At 38.8% G+C, this 16,302-nt stretch carries 14 protein-coding genes; 7 read left to right on the top strand and 7 right to left on the bottom strand.

The genetic code is table 11. From position 1 onward, the window contains the following. Nucleotides 1-247 (bottom strand): helix-turn-helix domain-containing protein (locus AC5JMK_RS24220; RefSeq protein ID WP_495911202.1); only part of this gene is annotated, 247 nt, incomplete at its 3' end. A 578-nt stretch (nucleotides 248-825) separates the two neighbouring features. On the opposite strand from AC5JMK_RS24220, the gene AC5JMK_RS24215 reads away from it, so the two are divergent. The 5 genes from AC5JMK_RS24215 (at nucleotide 826) to guaA (ending at nucleotide 6,585) form a co-directional block, all read left to right on the top strand. Then, nucleotides 826-1,785 carry a response regulator gene (locus tag AC5JMK_RS24215; RefSeq protein WP_096677441.1) on the top strand — a complete coding sequence of 320 codons (960 nt, stop codon included), beginning with the start codon at nucleotides 826-828 and terminating at the stop codon, nucleotides 1,783-1,785. 190 nt (nucleotides 1,786-1,975) lie between these two features. Continuing rightward, nucleotides 1,976-2,668 (top strand): bifunctional demethylmenaquinone methyltransferase/2-methoxy-6-polyprenyl-1,4-benzoquinol methylase UbiE, encoded by a 693-nt coding sequence (gene ubiE, locus AC5JMK_RS24210; protein WP_096677440.1) that lies wholly within the window; start codon nucleotides 1,976-1,978, stop codon nucleotides 2,666-2,668. Between the two features lie 77 nt (nucleotides 2,669-2,745). Beyond that, nucleotides 2,746-3,987: a DUF445 domain-containing protein gene (locus AC5JMK_RS24205; protein ID WP_096677439.1), complete on the top strand. Its 1,242-nt coding sequence runs from the start codon at nucleotides 2,746-2,748 to the stop codon at nucleotides 3,985-3,987. Nucleotides 3,988-4,322: 335 nt separating this feature from the next. Further along, complete coding sequence (locus AC5JMK_RS24200; RefSeq protein WP_495911201.1) at nucleotides 4,323-4,622, top strand: DUF7734 family protein; 300 nt, start codon at nucleotides 4,323-4,325, stop codon at nucleotides 4,620-4,622. Between the two features lie 340 nt (nucleotides 4,623-4,962). Continuing rightward, entirely contained in the window at nucleotides 4,963-6,585 is a 1,623-nt protein-coding gene (gene guaA / locus AC5JMK_RS24195; RefSeq protein WP_096677437.1) for a glutamine-hydrolyzing GMP synthase, read from the top strand. Between the two features lie 294 nt (nucleotides 6,586-6,879). Here the strand turns inward: guaA and AC5JMK_RS24190 are convergent, their stop codons facing one another. From AC5JMK_RS24190 to AC5JMK_RS24180, 3 genes are all read right to left on the bottom strand, one after another. Further along, nucleotides 6,880-8,868: a PAS domain-containing sensor histidine kinase gene (locus tag AC5JMK_RS24190; RefSeq protein WP_495911200.1), complete on the bottom strand. Its 1,989-nt coding sequence runs from the start codon at nucleotides 8,866-8,868 to the stop codon at nucleotides 6,880-6,882. A gap of 2 nt (nucleotides 8,869-8,870) precedes the next feature. Continuing rightward, nucleotides 8,871-9,326, bottom strand: coding sequence for a response regulator (locus tag AC5JMK_RS24185; protein WP_096677435.1), 456 nt, complete (start codon nucleotides 9,324-9,326; stop codon nucleotides 8,871-8,873). A gap of 259 nt (nucleotides 9,327-9,585) precedes the next feature. Next, on the bottom strand, nucleotides 9,586-11,841 hold the full coding sequence (locus AC5JMK_RS24180) for an ATP-binding protein (protein WP_495911199.1): 2,256 nt from the start codon (nucleotides 11,839-11,841) through the stop codon (nucleotides 9,586-9,588). A 551-nt stretch (nucleotides 11,842-12,392) separates the two neighbouring features. Here AC5JMK_RS24180 and AC5JMK_RS24175 point away from each other — a divergent pair. Then, nucleotides 12,393-12,833 (top strand): response regulator, encoded by a 441-nt coding sequence (locus AC5JMK_RS24175; RefSeq protein ID WP_096677433.1) that lies wholly within the window; start codon nucleotides 12,393-12,395, stop codon nucleotides 12,831-12,833. Here the strand turns inward: AC5JMK_RS24175 and AC5JMK_RS24170 are convergent. After that, a complete protein-coding gene (locus AC5JMK_RS24170) occupies nucleotides 12,823-13,218 on the bottom strand; it encodes a nuclear transport factor 2 family protein (protein WP_495911198.1) in 396 nt (131 codons plus the stop codon). The genes AC5JMK_RS24175 and AC5JMK_RS24170 overlap by 11 nt on opposite strands. A 445-nt stretch (nucleotides 13,219-13,663) precedes the next feature. Continuing rightward, a complete protein-coding gene (gene cdf31, locus AC5JMK_RS24165) occupies nucleotides 13,664-14,566 on the bottom strand; it encodes a CDF family zinc efflux transporter Cdf31 (RefSeq protein WP_495911197.1) in 903 nt (300 codons plus the stop codon). A gap of 422 nt (nucleotides 14,567-14,988) precedes the next feature. On the opposite strand from cdf31, the gene AC5JMK_RS24160 reads away from it, so the two are divergent. Further along, nucleotides 14,989-15,342, top strand: coding sequence for a hypothetical protein (locus AC5JMK_RS24160; protein ID WP_096677430.1), 354 nt, complete (start codon nucleotides 14,989-14,991; stop codon nucleotides 15,340-15,342). Nucleotides 15,343-15,667: 325 nt separating this feature from the next. On the opposite strand, the gene AC5JMK_RS24155 is transcribed toward AC5JMK_RS24160, so the two are convergent. Beyond that, nucleotides 15,668-15,904, bottom strand: a complete 237-nt coding sequence (locus tag AC5JMK_RS24155) for a DUF4327 family protein (protein WP_016858973.1) — start codon at nucleotides 15,902-15,904, stop codon at nucleotides 15,668-15,670. Nucleotides 15,905-16,302 lie beyond the last annotated feature (398 nt).

The raw sequence follows: 16,302 nt of genomic DNA, 5'->3' as shown, positions 1-16,302 counted from the left end.
ATTCTGCTTTAGCACGAGTCAACGAATTAGCTTGCTCGTAGTAATTAGGGTAAGGTACATCAACTGGTGTGATGTATTCAGAAACAATGGAACAAGCATTGATGGGACACTTACGAGAATTGAGCCAATCTTTGCGTTCTCGTAGAGCAAAGTTCCAGACTTTGCGACACACAGTCAAAGTGTGTTCAATCTGTTGAATTTGCTCTTTTGTGGGCATTGCTTTGTACTCGTAAGTTAGGCTCAACATTGTTCCATCACCCTCCTACGAAACTATACACTATTTTGTAGGAGGTTTCCGGGAAAAAGAGATACACTCCTGTAAAACCCCTTAAAGTGTTGCGTTTCATCCCCTCCTTAAAAGGCAGGGGTTCTCACGCTCCCGCGTTACTTTGATAGAAGAAAGATGTTGTTAATAGGCTTCAATAATCAATCCCCTCTAAATATAGGGTACTTGTATTGTAGTTTGTAACAAAAGCTTTCAAGGGTTTGTAGTAAGCAATGCGCGTGCTTAAATTGAGTCCTGTCTTAACTCACTACAAATACTGCAAACTTAGTGTGACAAAACACTAATTTTCTAATTCCTTTCTACACTTCTAGCAGGAGGCAAAGCAATTATTTGTGAATAAAAGTATTCTTGCATTTAAGTTTATTACGTTATAATACGCAGGACAAAAAAATGGGAATTCCTCATTTTTCTACTTTCTCCTACTGAAAGCTGCTTCCTAACTAATTTAATCAAACAGCGACTACAAACGCTTATTTTATATTCTCAATCAGGCTTTGTATGGAATATAACAAAGTGGTTAACAGTTAAAGGAATTATCTATGAATAACCCCATTCCCGAACTTGATAAAATATGCCGTCAATTGATGACTTTGGAAAAGCCAAAAAAACAGAAAATTTTAGTAGTTGATGATGAGCCAGATAATTTGGATCTGTTGTATCGTACTTTCCGCAGAGATTTTCAGGTTTTGAAAGCAGATAGTGGGATGAACGCTTTGCAAGTTTTAGCAGCAGAAGGTGAAGTAGCAGTTATCATCTCCGATCAGCGAATGCCAGAAATGAAGGGGACTGAATTCCTGAGTAAAACAGTACCTCAGTTTCCCAACACAATTAGAATTATCCTCACTGGGTTCACTGATATTGAAGACTTAGTAGAAGCGATAAATGCTGGACAGGTATATAAATATATCACAAAGCCTTGGGACCCAGCAGAATTAAAAGCTGTGGTACAAAGAGCAGCACAAACCTATGATTTGCTCAAACAACGTACAGAAGAATTATGCCGTGCGAATGCTCAAATGGCACTGTTAACTGTTTTGGTGCAGATTGCTCAACAAGGCCTTAGTTTAGAAGCTATTTTAAATCCCATTGCCACAGCTTTTGGTGAAAGTTTCAGCGCCGATGGATGTATTTTGCAATTAGTTGAAAATGGTAGTTTGATTGCTACTCAAGGTAGTTACAGCTGTGCGGATTTTGTAGAAAACTGGTTAGCTATTGATCCCTTGACTAGTGAAGCGATCGCCACTGGTCAAATGCAAGTTTCAGTAAATGTACCCAATGACGAAAAACTTGCTGGTGTCGCACACTATACAGAATCTGGTGTAGAAGCGCATTTAATTATCCCAATTACCCATACAAGTAATGTTTTGGCAGTTTTGTCTCTCCAGTGGAAAAAGCCCTGCACTTTGCGAGAAGATGAACTTAAGCTTATTCATTTATCAGCGCAATTGGTAGCCACTGTACTCAGTTGTACTCGATACCATCAGTTAGCCAATGCTTAATTGTCAAGAGTCAATTGTCCATAGTCCATAGTAGAGAAACTCTTTGTGTCTTAGTGCCTTTGTGTTTAAAAAATTATTTTTTCAAGACCAAGACACTAAGACACCAAGAAATTTTCATTTTCCAGATTTACACTTTGACCCTTGACCATTGACAATTGACAATTGACCCTCGACTCTTGACTCTTGACCAATGTCTGATGAAATTCGCAATATCTTTGACCGTATAGCTCCCATTTATGACCAATTAAACGATTGGTTGAGCTTGGGACAACACCGGGTATGGAAAGAAATGACAGTAAAATGGAGTGAAGCCAAAACCGGAGATACTTGTCTGGATTTGTGTTGCGGTAGTGGTGATTTAGCCTTTCGGTTAGCACGACGTGTGGGTAAAACTGGACAGGTGTACGGTGTAGATTTTTCGCCTGCACAATTGAAAATTGCCAAAGAACGCTCTCAAAGCCAGTACCCAACTCCCTCTGTAACCTGGATAGAAGCAGACGTACTCAATTTACCCTTTGAAGACAACAAATTTGACGCTGCTACGATGGGGTATGGTTTACGAAATGTTATAGATATTCAGCGTAGCCTCAAAGAATTACACCGTGTCCTCAAAAAAGGTGCTAAAGCAGCAATTCTAGATTTTCATCGTCCTAAAAATTCGACTGCTCGAACTTTTCAACAATGGTATCTGGATCATCTTGTTGTACCAATTGCCGAGCAAATGGGTTTAAAAGAAGAATATGCTTATATTAGTCCCAGCTTAGACCGCTTTCCTTCAGGAGAAAAGCAGGTAGAAACAGCTCTCGCCGTTGGCTTTGCAACTGCCACACACTACCCCATCGCGAACGATATGATGGGAGTGCTGGTGCTAACGAAAGCTTAGTAGTTGTTAGTTATTAGTGATTAGCTAATGACCAATGACCAATGACTAATGACTAATGACAATTAACTCTTGACAAAATGAGTTTTGATTGGTCTCATCTTTGGCTGTACGTCTCTCCCCCAATCTTGGGTGGGGTAATTGGCTATTTCACTAACGATATAGCCATCAAAATGTTGTTTCGTCCTTACCGAGCAATTTACATCGCTGGACGAAGGATTCCGTTTACCCCTGGACTGATTCCCCGCAACCAGGAACGTCTTGCCAAAAATATCTCTAATACGATTATGCGATCGCTGTTAACACCAGAAGAACTACAGAATCTGGCGCGGCGACTCCTACAAACAGAACGTGTGCAATCAGCGATTCTCTGGTTGCTACAAATGGCAATTGATCAGGTAAAAGCTGATCGCGAGCAAAAAACTGCCAAAATTGTCGCAAATATTTTGCGTGATTTGTTAGGTGAATCACTACCTCGTCTGTTAAAAGTTTTAGCACGACGGGAAGATTTTTTAGAAGTGCAGATCAATCAAATTTTTGATCAAGTATTATTAGAATTTCAATTGAGTGAAGAACAAGCTTCTCGCCTTGCTGATTGGTTATTAGAAACTGTCTTACCACCTGATATCATCCGACAGGGAGTCATTAATTTTTTGACCGATCGCACAATTCAAACTATAGATGAAAGTTTTCGAGAAAAAACTAGTGGTACTTACTGGGTAGTTGCTAATTTATTTGGTTTACGTAATAGCTTAAGCCGCTTGCGAACTTACTGTTTAGATGAAAAAGAAGCCACAAACCGAAGATTACAGGAGTTGATTCTAGAATTACAAGTACGCGATCGCATCAAAATTTTACTGCAAGATATAGCTTTACAAAACTTACCTATAAGTACAGTCCGACAGCTACGAAAAACTACCCGTGAAAGCGTTCGTCAATACATACAAATACGTGGTGGAGAATTATTACAAGGATTTAGTGATTCGGTTAACTGGGAAAATATTGCTGTCTTATTAGTCAATCGCCTCAGTAATTCTGCTGTTGTTAATACTTCTTTAGAAGTAGTGAGTCTAGAATTAGCATTAATCTTAGAACGATATTTAGAAAGAGATTTAGAAGCGATAGTTGCTCAAGCGATACCAATTTTATCAATTGATCAAGTAATTATTGACCGCGTTAAATCAACTTCACCTGCTGATTTAGAAGCTGCTATTGAAGGAATTGTTAAAAATGAATTACAGGCAATAGTGACTTTAGGTGGAATTCTAGGTTTTGTTGTAGGCTTATTTCAAACAGCGTTTATTTATTTTAGTCAATTATAAGTAGTATTTTTTCAACTTTGAATTAGGGGTCTGTGGGAAAATAGCACTCCTAAATCATTCGTTAAACACAAGATCCCCGACTTCTTAAAGGATACAGCTGGCGAATAGGAGGTCTGACCCCTCGTTGATCACAAATTGAATTGTAGAGACGTAGCAATGCTACGTCTCTACATCTGATCAAACGACGAAAAATCGTTCATGAGGGGTGTCACCCCTGATTCGCCAGCTGTATCCTTTAAGAAGTCGGGGATCGTTGCTTTCTATGCTTTGCTTTGTGTTGATCTGTGTGTAATAAAATATGATCTTTCTCAAAGCTTTTATTCACAGCAAATGTAATGGAAAATTCTATAGGTCAAAGACTAGAACGATACACTGTCAAAAGTCCCCAAGAAGTTCTGCTGGTGACGCTAGAAATCGCTGGTGAAGAAGATCAAATAGCTATATTTAAAGGTTTTTCCAGTTCTTTGATGCGTCCTACTGCTTTTGATCCAGATGTACCTGTTTTACCAGAGGAAGCAAATATTCTCAAAATTGACATAGTTGCGAGTCCTTATAATCCGGAAGCACCCCACTATATTCAACAAGGACTGACTTGGAAAGATATGGAAACTCTGCTGTCTCAACTTCGTATATAGGGGATTGGGGATTGGGGATTGGGGATTGGAGAATCCCTTATCCCCAATCCCTATACTCATAAAAAGCAAAACAGCTTGTTCACAAATCACAAAATTATGTTAATTTATTATGAATAATCATAACAATTCCCCATAAATATCTTTTTCAGTAACCACTCTAGGGTAATTTTTTCTTTTTAATACCACTAACAAATAAGTAGGCAAAGCAAACGTGTTTAAAGTCGCGTTTGTTTAAGGTTGACTCAACCTGAAAAGCCTGGGAACGTGAGGAGTAGATGGTGTTAGCAAGACCGTAAAGCGACAATTTTATTTTTACATTCACACACACTCTCTCTTGATCATGAGTACAGCGGTGACCCTACCAACAGAAGAAGCGTCTCAAGTAGTAGAAGATTTGGGACAAATTAATCGCCAAATGATTGTAATCCTCGATTTTGGCTCTCAGTATTCTGAACTGATTGCGCGCCGAATTCGAGAAACTCAAGTTTATTCCGAAGTTCTTTCCTATCGCACCACCATTGAACAGCTGCAAAAGCTGAATCCTAAAGGGATCATCCTCTCTGGCGGTCCCAGCTCAGTTTATGATCAAGGCGCTCCTAAATGTAACCCAGAAATTTGGCATTTGGGAATTCCCATCCTGGGCGTTTGCTATGGTATGCAACTGATGGTGCAGCAGTTGGGTGGGGAAGTAGCCAGAGCTGATCGAGCTGAGTATGGTAAGGCATCATTATATATAGATGATCCCACAGACTTGTTGACCAACGTTGAAAATGGCACAACTATGTGGATGAGTCATGGTGACTCAGTAACAACAATGCCATCAGGGTTTGAATTATTGGCACATACAGATAATACTCCTTGTGCTGCGATCGCTGATCACAATCGCAAACTCTATGGTGTGCAGTTCCATCCAGAGGTAGTGCATTCTATCGGTGGTCTGCCATTAATTCGCAATTTTGTTTACCATATTTGCGAGTGTGAACCTACTTGGACAACGGCCGCTTTTGTCGAAGAATCAATTCGCGAAATTCGCGCCAAAGTCGGCGACAAGCGAGTGCTGCTGGCTTTGTCTGGTGGTGTTGATTCCTCAACCCTCGCTTTTCTGATGCATAAAGCGATCGGTGATCAATTAACCTGTGTATTTATTGACCAAGGCTTCATGCGTAAGTATGAACCAGAGCGGTTATTGAAATTATTCCAAGAGCAATTCCATATACCTGTAGAGTACGTTAATGCTCGCGATCGCTTCTTGAATTCTCTAAATAAGATTACTGAACCTGAACAAAAACGCCGTATAATTGGACACGAATTTATTCGAGTGTTTGAAGAAGAATCCAGACGCCTTGGGCCTTTTGATTATTTGGCGCAAGGCACACTATATCCAGACGTGATTGAATCTGCTGACACCAACGTTGATCCCCAGACAGGAGAACGGGTAGCAGTGAAAATCAAGAGCCATCATAATGTCGGTGGTTTGCCCAAAGACCTACGATTTAAACTGGTAGAACCACTGCGGAAACTATTTAAAGATGAAGTCCGTAAAGTTGGGCGTTCTATCGGTTTACCAGAAGAAATCGTGCAGCGTCACCCCTTTCCTGGCCCAGGTTTAGCGATTCGGATTTTAGGTGAAATTACTGCCGAACGCTTAAAGATTTTGCGGGATGCTGATTTAATTGTGCGACAAGAAATTAATCAGCGAGGCTTGTACCATGACTACTGGCAAGCTTTTGCCGTATTGTTGCCAATTAAAAGCGTGGGCGTCATGGGTGATCAACGTACCTACGCCTATCCCATCGTCTTACGCATTGTCACAAGTGAAGATGGGATGACAGCAGACTGGGCGCGTGTACCATACGATGTACTAGAAGTTATTTCCAACCGGATTGTTAACGAAGTCAAAGGAGTTAACCGTGTAGTTTACGATATTACCTCCAAGCCACCTGGAACTATTGAGTGGGAATAGGACTGGGGACCGGGGATGGGGAATAATATCATGTCCGCATAATTTAGTTATGATTCCCAAAGTTATTGCACCCCACCCCGCCAAAGCTACGCTTTGTCTCCCCTCCCCGCTTGCGGGGAGGGGATTAAGGGGTGGGGTTCTTCGGGTTTAATAAGTAATCAAGCGGACATGATATAAGGGAGCAGGGATCGCGAATAAGGGAGAAATTCAAAATTCACGCATTGGGAAGAGGGACAAGGGAGCGGGGAGACGTGAGGACACGCGGAGAATAACCAATCCTCAATCCTCAATCCCCTATCCCCTAAATGGCAACAAAATGGTGAAAGTCGTACCTTTACCTTCACCATCACTAGTTGCTTGAATAGTTCCGCCATGTAATTCTACTAAATGACGAGCGATCGCTAAACCTAATCCTAAGCCACCTTGTTCATAGGAACCTGCTTGACGATAACGTTCAAAAACGTGGGGTAGAAAGTCGGGACTGATACCAATACCCGTGTCAGTAACGGTGATTTGAGCATAGAAGTTAGACGCGGAGAGTCTTTCATTGAAGTCCCCCATGTCTTTCTTGTCCTCCCGTTCCCCTCCTATTCCCACTTCCCATATCCGTTCTAATCGTATTTCTACTCTCCCACCTTCAGGAGTGAACTTAATCGCATTGGAAAGCACATTTCCTAAAATTTGTTGCAAACGATTTGGATCGCCGACAATTGGTGGAATTGCATCATCCAGGTTAGACTCTAGGGTAATTCTTTTGGCATTAGCACTGGGATAGGCTGTTTCTAATGCTGTTAGAATAATGGTGACAAGATTGACTTGACATAGCTGAAGTTGTAGTTTCCCTTGGATGATGCGAGACATATTCAGCAAATCATCTATGAGTTTTGCTTGAGATAAAGCGTTGCGTTCGATAGTTTGCAAAGCACGGATGGTAGTTGCTTCATCTTGTCTGCGACTTTGTAGTAATTTCGCCCAACCCAAAATGGCATTTAGAGGAGAACGCAGATCATGGGATACCATAGCTACAAACTCATCTTTAGCAAGGTTTGCTGCTTCTGCTTCTGCACGAGCTGCTTGTTCAAGTTGAAAAAGACGGCTACGTTCTACTTCTAATTGTTTGCGATCGTTGATATCTGTACTTGTGCCAAACCATTTTACGATCTGTCCTTGCTCATCTTTTTTGGGCAAAGCTCTAGCTAAAAACCAATGATAAGTTTGATCATAACAGCGATAGCGTAATTCTACTTCATAGGCTTTTCCTGTATTTAAAGACTGTGTAAATGTTTGCATGGCTAGTTGGATATCCTCTGGATGCACAACTTCCATCCAACCAGATCCCATTCCTTGATCAATGTTTTGTCCAGTAAATTCATACCATCGTTGATTGAGATATTCAAATTCACCATTCGCATCACAAATCCAGACTATTTGTGGTATGGCTTCAGATAAAAAACGGTAGCGTTCTTCGCTTTCCCGTAATGCTTGTTCTATCTGCTTTTTTTTAGTGACATCCCGCCAAGATGCGACAAAGCCATCTCCCAACTTGGCTACACGGATATCAAAGGCTCTAGTAAATAGTTGTTTACCAAATATATCTGTGTAGATCAATGATTCTTTCACAAATGGTTTGCCTGTATTTACAACCTGACAATATTGATCAAATAAGCCATATTTTCGATGTCCAGGTAAAATTTCGCATAAATTTTTACCTAGTTGTTCTTCTTTGATGATCAGGTTAGATTCACAAGCTGCTGCGTTCAAATAATCTATTCTAAAATCTAAGATTTCCCCTGCTTCGTTGCGAATTGCTGAGTAAATACCTAAGCACTCCAACATATTTTCAACAGAGGTACGGAAACGTTCTTCACTATGTTGTAGCTTCTGGCGTAGTTGGGCATTTTCAATCGTAGACTGAATAGTAAAACGTAGATTTTCTGCTGTGATATCTCCTTTCACCAAGTAGTCTTGAACACCACTTTTCATTGCCTGTACAGCAACAGTTTCATTACCATGTCCTGTTAACATAATTACGGCTGACATAGTTGCTTGAAGTTGCTGTTTGAGTTCTTCTATAAACTCTAACCCGTCCATATCTGGCAACAAAAAGTCCAATAATATAATATCTGGCTGGATTTGCTGACACAGTTGTAGCGCACTTTCCCCTGTTTCCTCTTCCAGAATTTTGTACTGATGTTGTGGATCTTGCAAAAGATAGCGGCGATAGACTGCACGGTCTTCCGGACAATCATCAATAATTAAGATAATTAACTGTTGTTGCACCATGACTACCTGCCGATAGTATCGGGAAGAACCACAATATCTAACCAATAAGTAAGGAAACTTTGTAGAGTTTGTTTTAATTTGTTGATGTCAATTGGTTTGAGAATATAACTAGCAACACTATTGCGATAACATATTTCAATATCTCTGGGATTAGAAGAAGTGGTAAATACTATAACAGGAATATCTTTAAGATTTTGATCCTGCTTAATTTGTTCTAATAATTCTCGCCCATCTGTTCCTGGCAAGTTCAGATCAAGTAAAATTAGTGAAGGACGAGGGGCATTTTTAGGATCGCTGTAGTCTCCAGTCTGGTAAAGATAGTCTAGCGCCTCGTCACCATCAGCACAACGAATAATAGGATTTTGCACTTTTTGACGATATATAACTCGCCGCAAAGCTTCAAAATCTTCGTCGCTGTCTTCAATTACAAGGATTAATTGAGTACTATTGCCAATCATAAGAATTATGAAGGATGTAGACGCCCAAAGGGTGTCTTCCCGAAGGTAGGATAAAGGTTAAAGCCAGGATGAACGCTAAGTTATACAATAGACCTCTTGCAAAAGTCGAATGAACCCCCCTCAATCCCCCCGTGAACGGGGGGAAGATTTAGTTCCCTCCCCGTTTACGCTTAGGGTTAGGGTGGGGTAAAAATATTTTTGCAAGAGGTCTAATAATTAATTATTTAATACTTTATCCTTCATAATTGAGAATTCATAATTAATTTGGCTTTTGTAAAGTGAAATAAAACGTACTACCTTCACCGTAAGTTGATTCTACCCAGATTTGACCCTCATGTCTTTCTACTATTTTTTTGGCAATGGTTAGTCCTGCACCTGTACCACCACCATATTTGCTTGGGCCATGTAAACGTTTGAAGATCCGGAAAATAATTTCTAAATGTTTTTCCCGAATACCAATACCATTATCTCGGATGTAGAATTTGAGTGGTTCAGAGTTTTCGATATAACCAATTTCCACCCATCTGTTGGCTTTATCGTTATATTTAATGGCGTTGGTAATCAAGTTACTAAAAACTTCGCCAATTTGAACGCGATCGCAATATACTATCGGCAATGGTTTGGGTATACGAATTTTTACTGCTGTCTCTTCAATCCGAGCGCTTAATAAATCTAAAATTCGGTGTACAACAGCATTTAAATCAGTCTGTTGCATCGACATATCAGTCCTTCCTAAGCGGGAAAACTGTAATAATGAATCAATCAGATCCTCCATCCTGATAGTCAAACGAATCAGAGTCCTGAGTTTATTTTTGCCTTCCTCGTCTAATATCTCACCGTAGTCTTCAATTAAAAAATTTGAATAATTATGAATACCGCGCAATGGTTCTTTTAAATCATGGGAAGCAATATAGGCAAAAGCATCCAACTCTTTATTACTGCGTTCTAATTCTATATTTAGCTTTGCTAATTCATCAGCCTTTCGTACTACCATACTAATAATGGCACTTCGTAACTCTAGCGCGGCATTAATTTCATAAGATTTCCAAGGTAGACATGTCAGCCTGACTATTTCTTTCCATAATTCAAAGGACTTCCGAGGAGATAGACGTAAACTACCATTTTGGGTAACTTCTACAGCTTTATGAGGATTTCCACCCCAATTAACTGTTTGTATGACCTCTGGGCGAAACCATAGAACATATTTATTCTGAGTTTTAGAAATAGAAATAACTAGTAAACCACTGGCTATATTTTTATATTTTTCTGCTTCTGAATAAAATCTTGAAAGTGAATTAGTATAAAAAATGTCTTCATTTACATTTTTATTAATCCAATTTAATAATTCTTGAATATCTTGTTTGGATGGAGTACTGCCAATTAAATATAACTCATTATTAAAACAAATTGTCGCACCTTGAGCATTAACTAGGTGAAGCAGATTCGGTTGTTTATTGATTAATCCATCAATAAAATTTTTATCCACTGACATATATTCGATTAATTTTGCCAGATTGGATTTAACTTGAATTTTGGATTCTGAATCTTCGCTATCTTCTTTTGTCGCTAATTCTAAAGAAGTTACTTGACCTAAAAATTCACAAGCATTGCGGATTTCATAAGGAATATATTTGGGTGTTTGGTGATGACAAGCTATGAGTCCCCAAAGTTTATTATTTTTAATAAGTGAAATCGACATTGATGCTTTAATACCCATGTTGTGCATATATTCAACATGTATCGGTGAGACACTACGTAACACCGATTTACTTAAATCTAAAGGCTCATTTGTTAAAGGATTAAGAGGAGGAACAATGGCAATAGGTTGATAATCAACATTAGGTATAATACGTAACCAATTTTGTTGGTAGAGTTCTCTGGCTTGTTTGGGAATATCTGAAGCAGGATAATGTAATCCTAAATAAGAAGATAGGTAGTCTTGCTTATCTTCTGCAATGACTATACCGTTCCAATCCTCATCAAACCTATAGACCATCACTCTATCAAATCCGGCAATTCTTCTGACTTCCTGAGCTATTATCTGACTAACTTCAGTAACAAATTTTGCTGACTGTAGTTTACCGACAGCCAATTTTACCAAATAATAAAATCTAAAATAGACATGATTTTTTTCATAATAATGTGGTTCTAATTCTATAATGACTATTTCATTAAATCGATGAACTATAGCATCAAAAGTATTATTAACCTGAGAAATATTTATAGTAATCTCAATGGGATTAACTATTTGTATATCTTCCTGATTTAAACAATCAACCAAAAATCCGATTTGTTCTGGTTCCAGCAATATACTTAATGGTTGATTTAGCAATTCTTCAGGATGTAAGCCAAAAAAATGTATTGTATTATCACTGACTTGTAAAATAGTTAAATCAGACTCTTGTAATGCTAAAATAACCCCATGTGTTTGAATACAACTAGGAATATGAATTGGCTCTCTGTCACAGTTTGTTAAATCAACTGGAAATGAAAATCCCATGTCATTTTTGCTCATCTTCACGTTTTGGAAAGTCCTACTAAATATACAATGATTCTAAGTAGGTCAGCACAAATAAAGCTAACTCGTAAGGGTCGTCATTTTTCATTGGCAAGGGTTTCAACGATTTTATATTTATTAACATAGTGATGTTGATTTTCGCTTACTTACATATAAATATAGTTAAGTTTGGTTTTTATCTTGATTCTGTTTTTGTGATACCGTTACCTATTTTTAGAGATACGTAAAATTTTGTCTTTATTATTCTAAACATTTTCACAAACTAATAAAATGCAAAAAATGATATTAATTAATATCATTTAATAAACCTAAAAATTTATTAAGAGAAACTTCTAGTAATTTAGAAACTATAAAAATGCCACAGTAACGAATAGCAAAACGCCAGAATTCTAACATGTGGTTGAGATAAGCTATTGTGAGGATGAATTTACACGTAGCAATCGACTATTTTGTCAAGAATGCCTGGATAGATGGATAAAGGACGCTAATAAAGTAAAATTACTCAAAGAATATCTAAAAATTCTGAGGAAAAACGAGGGATTAAACTAATGAGAGATAATTCTCTTTCTTCCAATGTCACAGGAGATGTCACCTCATCTTCTCTCCCTCTTGCTAAATTAAAAATCCTCGTGGTAGATGACGATGAAGATAGCTGCTTTTATATTTCTACCGTATTGGAAGCAGACGGAGCTAGTGTGACTACAGTTGCGTCAGCAGCAAAAGCTTTAGAAGTGTTACCACAGTTACTACCAGATGTCTTAATTTGTGATATCGGTATGCCAGATGAGGATGGCTATACTCTAATTGGTAAGATCCGTGAGTTGAAAGCAGAAAAAGGAGGAAACGTACCAGCGATCGCATTAACAGCCTATGCTGACAGTGAAGATCGTATCCTCGCCCTAGAAGCTGGCTTTCAAATTCATATAGCTAAACCCGTAGACCCAGATAATTTGGTTGCAGCCGTCGCAAATGTGCTAGTTACTGAGTAGATGATGGTGTTTGAGTATCGAAATATTCTCGCCAACGGCTAATCAGACCATCTCGAAAATCTACTACGATCGCATCATCAGTGGTTTTTCGATGATGAGTTGCTTTTTCGGTTTCTTGGTAACGCCATTCAATAACTGCTTGTTCACCACAGACAATTATCCGCTCAATATCAATTTTGATATCTTGCGACTGTTGAGCAACTGACGAAACTGCTTTACTAATTTGTGCTTGTCCCTGCCACCTATAACCAGGTACGATAAGTTCACCATCAGGTGTAAACAATTTCGCTAAAGCATTGCCATCAAGATTAACCCAAGCAGCTTTTGCTTGCTCAATTATAGCCGGAATATCTGGCTTAATAGACGATTGCGCTGATACATTCATATTCACCCAAAAGCTCAAAATAATAAGTGTTATTCCTAGCCATTGAAATGTCATTGGTTAGCGCGTTTTCCTCGATACATTCTCAAAATGGTAAATAAGCACACGTGGCGATATCGACAGTAAAAGTTCGAGATCAGCACGAATGCTCATTGACCTTTAAATAGACTAGATATCCACGACCTTCGACCGTTCTGTATGGAGAATTTAACCTTCCCGTTGGTCGTAACAAAGTGGAGGAAGCGACAAAAACTCCACAACTATCTAGACCTCTTTATTATCAGCACTGTCTACTTCTGTGACGTCGCTCTCCTTGGAGAAGTAGCAAAGAACCACAACGGTAAAACGTTCTGCCAGTGCGTTTTGCTATGTTATTAAGATACTAAGAATCTTACAGATACAGCCCCTATCTAGAGTCAGAGAACAGGTCTAACACAAGTATGATTTGCTAGTTTGAGTTAGAGCCGAAGCTAATCTGCTCTGATTGATATTCTGGTGGTTCGACATGAATTACAATCCGTACTGGGCGAAAGCGTTCTTCGAGTCGTCTTTCTACTTCTTCAGTGATACGATGCGCTGTTTGAACATCTTGAGCATCAACTATTAAGTGCATTTCAATAAAAGCTTGGCGACCAACAACACCGCGAGAGGCTATATCATGGCAGTTGATCACTCCAGGGACAGAAAGGGCGATCGCATGAATCAGTTCCGGTGCGATCGCAATTTGATCCACAAGCCAAGGTAAATTTTCTTTTAAAACTGTCCAGCCACTCCAAAAGACCAACAAAGCTACAGGAAAAGCTAACCCCACATCTAACCACTGATAACCCAACCATACACCAATCAAACCGCCAATCACGGAAATTGTAACCCAAATATCACTCATGGTATGTTTAGCATCGGCGATCAAAATCGGGCTACCGACTTTTACACCTACGTGGCGTTCGTAAAAGGTAACGAAAATATTCACACCTAATACAAGCAGTAATAACCACAATTCTGGTGCTGATATGCTTACGGGTTCACTACCATTGAGAATGCGTTCGACAGCACCTTGAAGAATTTCAAAACAGGCTATACCTAAAAACGCTGAAATTCCCAAAGCACCCACTGCTTCAAATTTTAAGTGTCCATAGGGATGTTCGCGATCGGGCTGTGGTGAGGAAAATTGGCTAGCAATCAATCCCAATATATTGTTGGCGCTATCGGTGACGCTATGCAAGGCATCAGCTAACAAACTTAAAGAACCTGTTAATTTACCAACAACTGCTTTTAATAACATCACAAAAATATTTAGGAACAAAGTGATGATTAAAACCTTTCTAACTATGGCACGGTTATCTAAAGACATAGAGAATTTTAACTATGATGTTCTATGAGTTCTAAGTGTAGAACTAAATACATCGTCAAAATGTATCAAACTCTTACGCAGTAAAGATTCTATCTTGCTGTAACGCCAATTTATCACCGTACTTTATTGAAATATTTTTTAATTAATAGCATCTACAAACCTGATTATAATTGGGCTATACCATTACTCAAGCAACTATATTTATTAGCATTTGTCAGAGGATTTTTCATTAGTTTTCTTGGTCTTTTCCTCTGTTTAAGAGGGTGTTTGAAAATAGTGATTTTCAATTCCATCGCCAAACAACCAACAACTAACAACACATCTTAAGATTTTGCGAATCATTACTATTGACAAACAAACGGATATTGATGTTACCTGTACCAGGAAAATGGTATCTGTACTAAAAATCTAAAAAATAGCTCATGTCTGGAAATCACCTGACACTTAACTTGGTTGAGGGTTCTGTCTGTTTTAGCTTTTCACCCCAAGCAGCACAAGAACTAAAAGCAGCGCTAGAACAGTTGATGATTAGTCTTAAAGCGGTTGCTACTAAAGCTGTTCCGGGCGCTGGAAAAGCCAGTCCCCAACGCCCAATGGAATATCGTTATACAGGAGAAGTATTTTTAGAGATTTTCTGTAACCCCAATATTTGGCCTACACCCTTTGCTGCGAAAATTCTACTCACCATCCGTGACATCAACATTCGCTTGACTACGGAAGCAGAACTCACCCGTGTTATAGAAGATGTGAATTTGTATTTAGAGGAAGTTGCTTAGTTGTTAGAACACTAACCAAAACAAAAAATTACCGGAGTAGTTGCCAAAATCAAACTACTCCGGCATAATCAATAAACTTGCTTAAATCAATTTCAGCCTCTGCGTATTTGCGCCTGAAAGTATGGCGTACAGTTTGCTGTAGTATATTGCTGATCCGAGAAACAGTAAGAATAGACAACAAATAAGTCATTACAAGAGTCTAGATCGGGAAAGACTAATCACACAACCAGAGACTACCTTGAAATTGGGCGTTGAATCTTTTTTGAGAAAATTCACACATCCAAATAGATATATTCCCAATCTAATATCAATCGTTTTCTGTTGATTAGTCGTTTTCCCATTCTTCCCGACCAATCAGATCGCCGATGCGATCGCGTAAGAGGAAGTCGCACTTTTCTAATTCACATTCAATACACACCCACTCACGAGCTGGTATGTATTGGCAGAGAGTATATATTGGTTGCTGTCTGCTAACCACTCCCTTCTGCACAAGTTGTCGCGCTTCGTCTTGAATCACGTCTAAAGAGTAGTAGCTGATAGAGGGCACCGTATTAACACTCATGATCTTTACTCAGAAATTTTACACGTAAGTAGTGTTCCCAAAAATCTTTTAGGAACAAACATAGCAATGAGTAGGCCTATAACTGGGATTTTGTAATTTGGTATACGGAACTATTTTCATTTTGACGCTACACATCATAAAATTATGTAAATAAATGTTAATTTTGTCAAATAGTCATAACATTTTCTTTTTACTCCCTGAAATCAAATAATTCAAGTTGTTGTTAGAGTGAGTGTTTGCTTGCTTTTGAATACGGCAGTTATTAAATATTGGTATCCATAAACAAAAACCAGATATTTGGCAAATTAATGCTTAACACACTCAAGAATCTATGTAATTGACTGTCCTATACGCTGGCATTTTATATGAAAAAACAATCAGGGAATATCTAGTTGAAC

The organism is Pelatocladus sp., assembly GCF_059505505.1.
The sequence above is the reverse complement of the archived record's forward strand: the minus strand, read 5'-3'. Positions and strand labels throughout refer to the sequence as shown.

Coding starts and splice junctions, on each gene's coding strand:
- AC5JMK_RS24155 (WP_016858973.1), bottom strand. CDS start 15,904: ATGAGTGTTAATACGGTGCCCTCTATCAGCTACTACTCTTTAGACGTG.
- guaA (WP_096677437.1), top strand. CDS start 4,963: ATGAGTACAGCGGTGACCCTACCAACAGAAGAAGCGTCTCAAGTAGTA.
- AC5JMK_RS24190 (WP_495911200.1), bottom strand. CDS start 8,868: ATGGTGCAACAACAGTTAATTATCTTAATTATTGATGATTGTCCGGAA.
- AC5JMK_RS24160 (WP_096677430.1), top strand. CDS start 14,989: ATGTCTGGAAATCACCTGACACTTAACTTGGTTGAGGGTTCTGTCTGT.
- ubiE (WP_096677440.1), top strand. CDS start 1,976: ATGTCTGATGAAATTCGCAATATCTTTGACCGTATAGCTCCCATTTAT.
- AC5JMK_RS24175 (WP_096677433.1), top strand. CDS start 12,393: ATGAGAGATAATTCTCTTTCTTCCAATGTCACAGGAGATGTCACCTCA.
- cdf31 (WP_495911197.1), bottom strand. CDS start 14,566: ATGTCTTTAGATAACCGTGCCATAGTTAGAAAGGTTTTAATCATCACT.
- AC5JMK_RS24185 (WP_096677435.1), bottom strand. CDS start 9,326: ATGATTGGCAATAGTACTCAATTAATCCTTGTAATTGAAGACAGCGAC.
- AC5JMK_RS24205 (WP_096677439.1), top strand. CDS start 2,746: ATGAGTTTTGATTGGTCTCATCTTTGGCTGTACGTCTCTCCCCCAATC.
- AC5JMK_RS24200 (WP_495911201.1), top strand. CDS start 4,323: ATGGAAAATTCTATAGGTCAAAGACTAGAACGATACACTGTCAAAAGT.
- AC5JMK_RS24215 (WP_096677441.1), top strand. CDS start 826: ATGAATAACCCCATTCCCGAACTTGATAAAATATGCCGTCAATTGATG.
- AC5JMK_RS24180 (WP_495911199.1), bottom strand. CDS start 11,841: ATGAGCAAAAATGACATGGGATTTTCATTTCCAGTTGATTTAACAAAC.
- AC5JMK_RS24170 (WP_495911198.1), bottom strand. CDS start 13,218: ATGAATGTATCAGCGCAATCGTCTATTAAGCCAGATATTCCGGCTATA.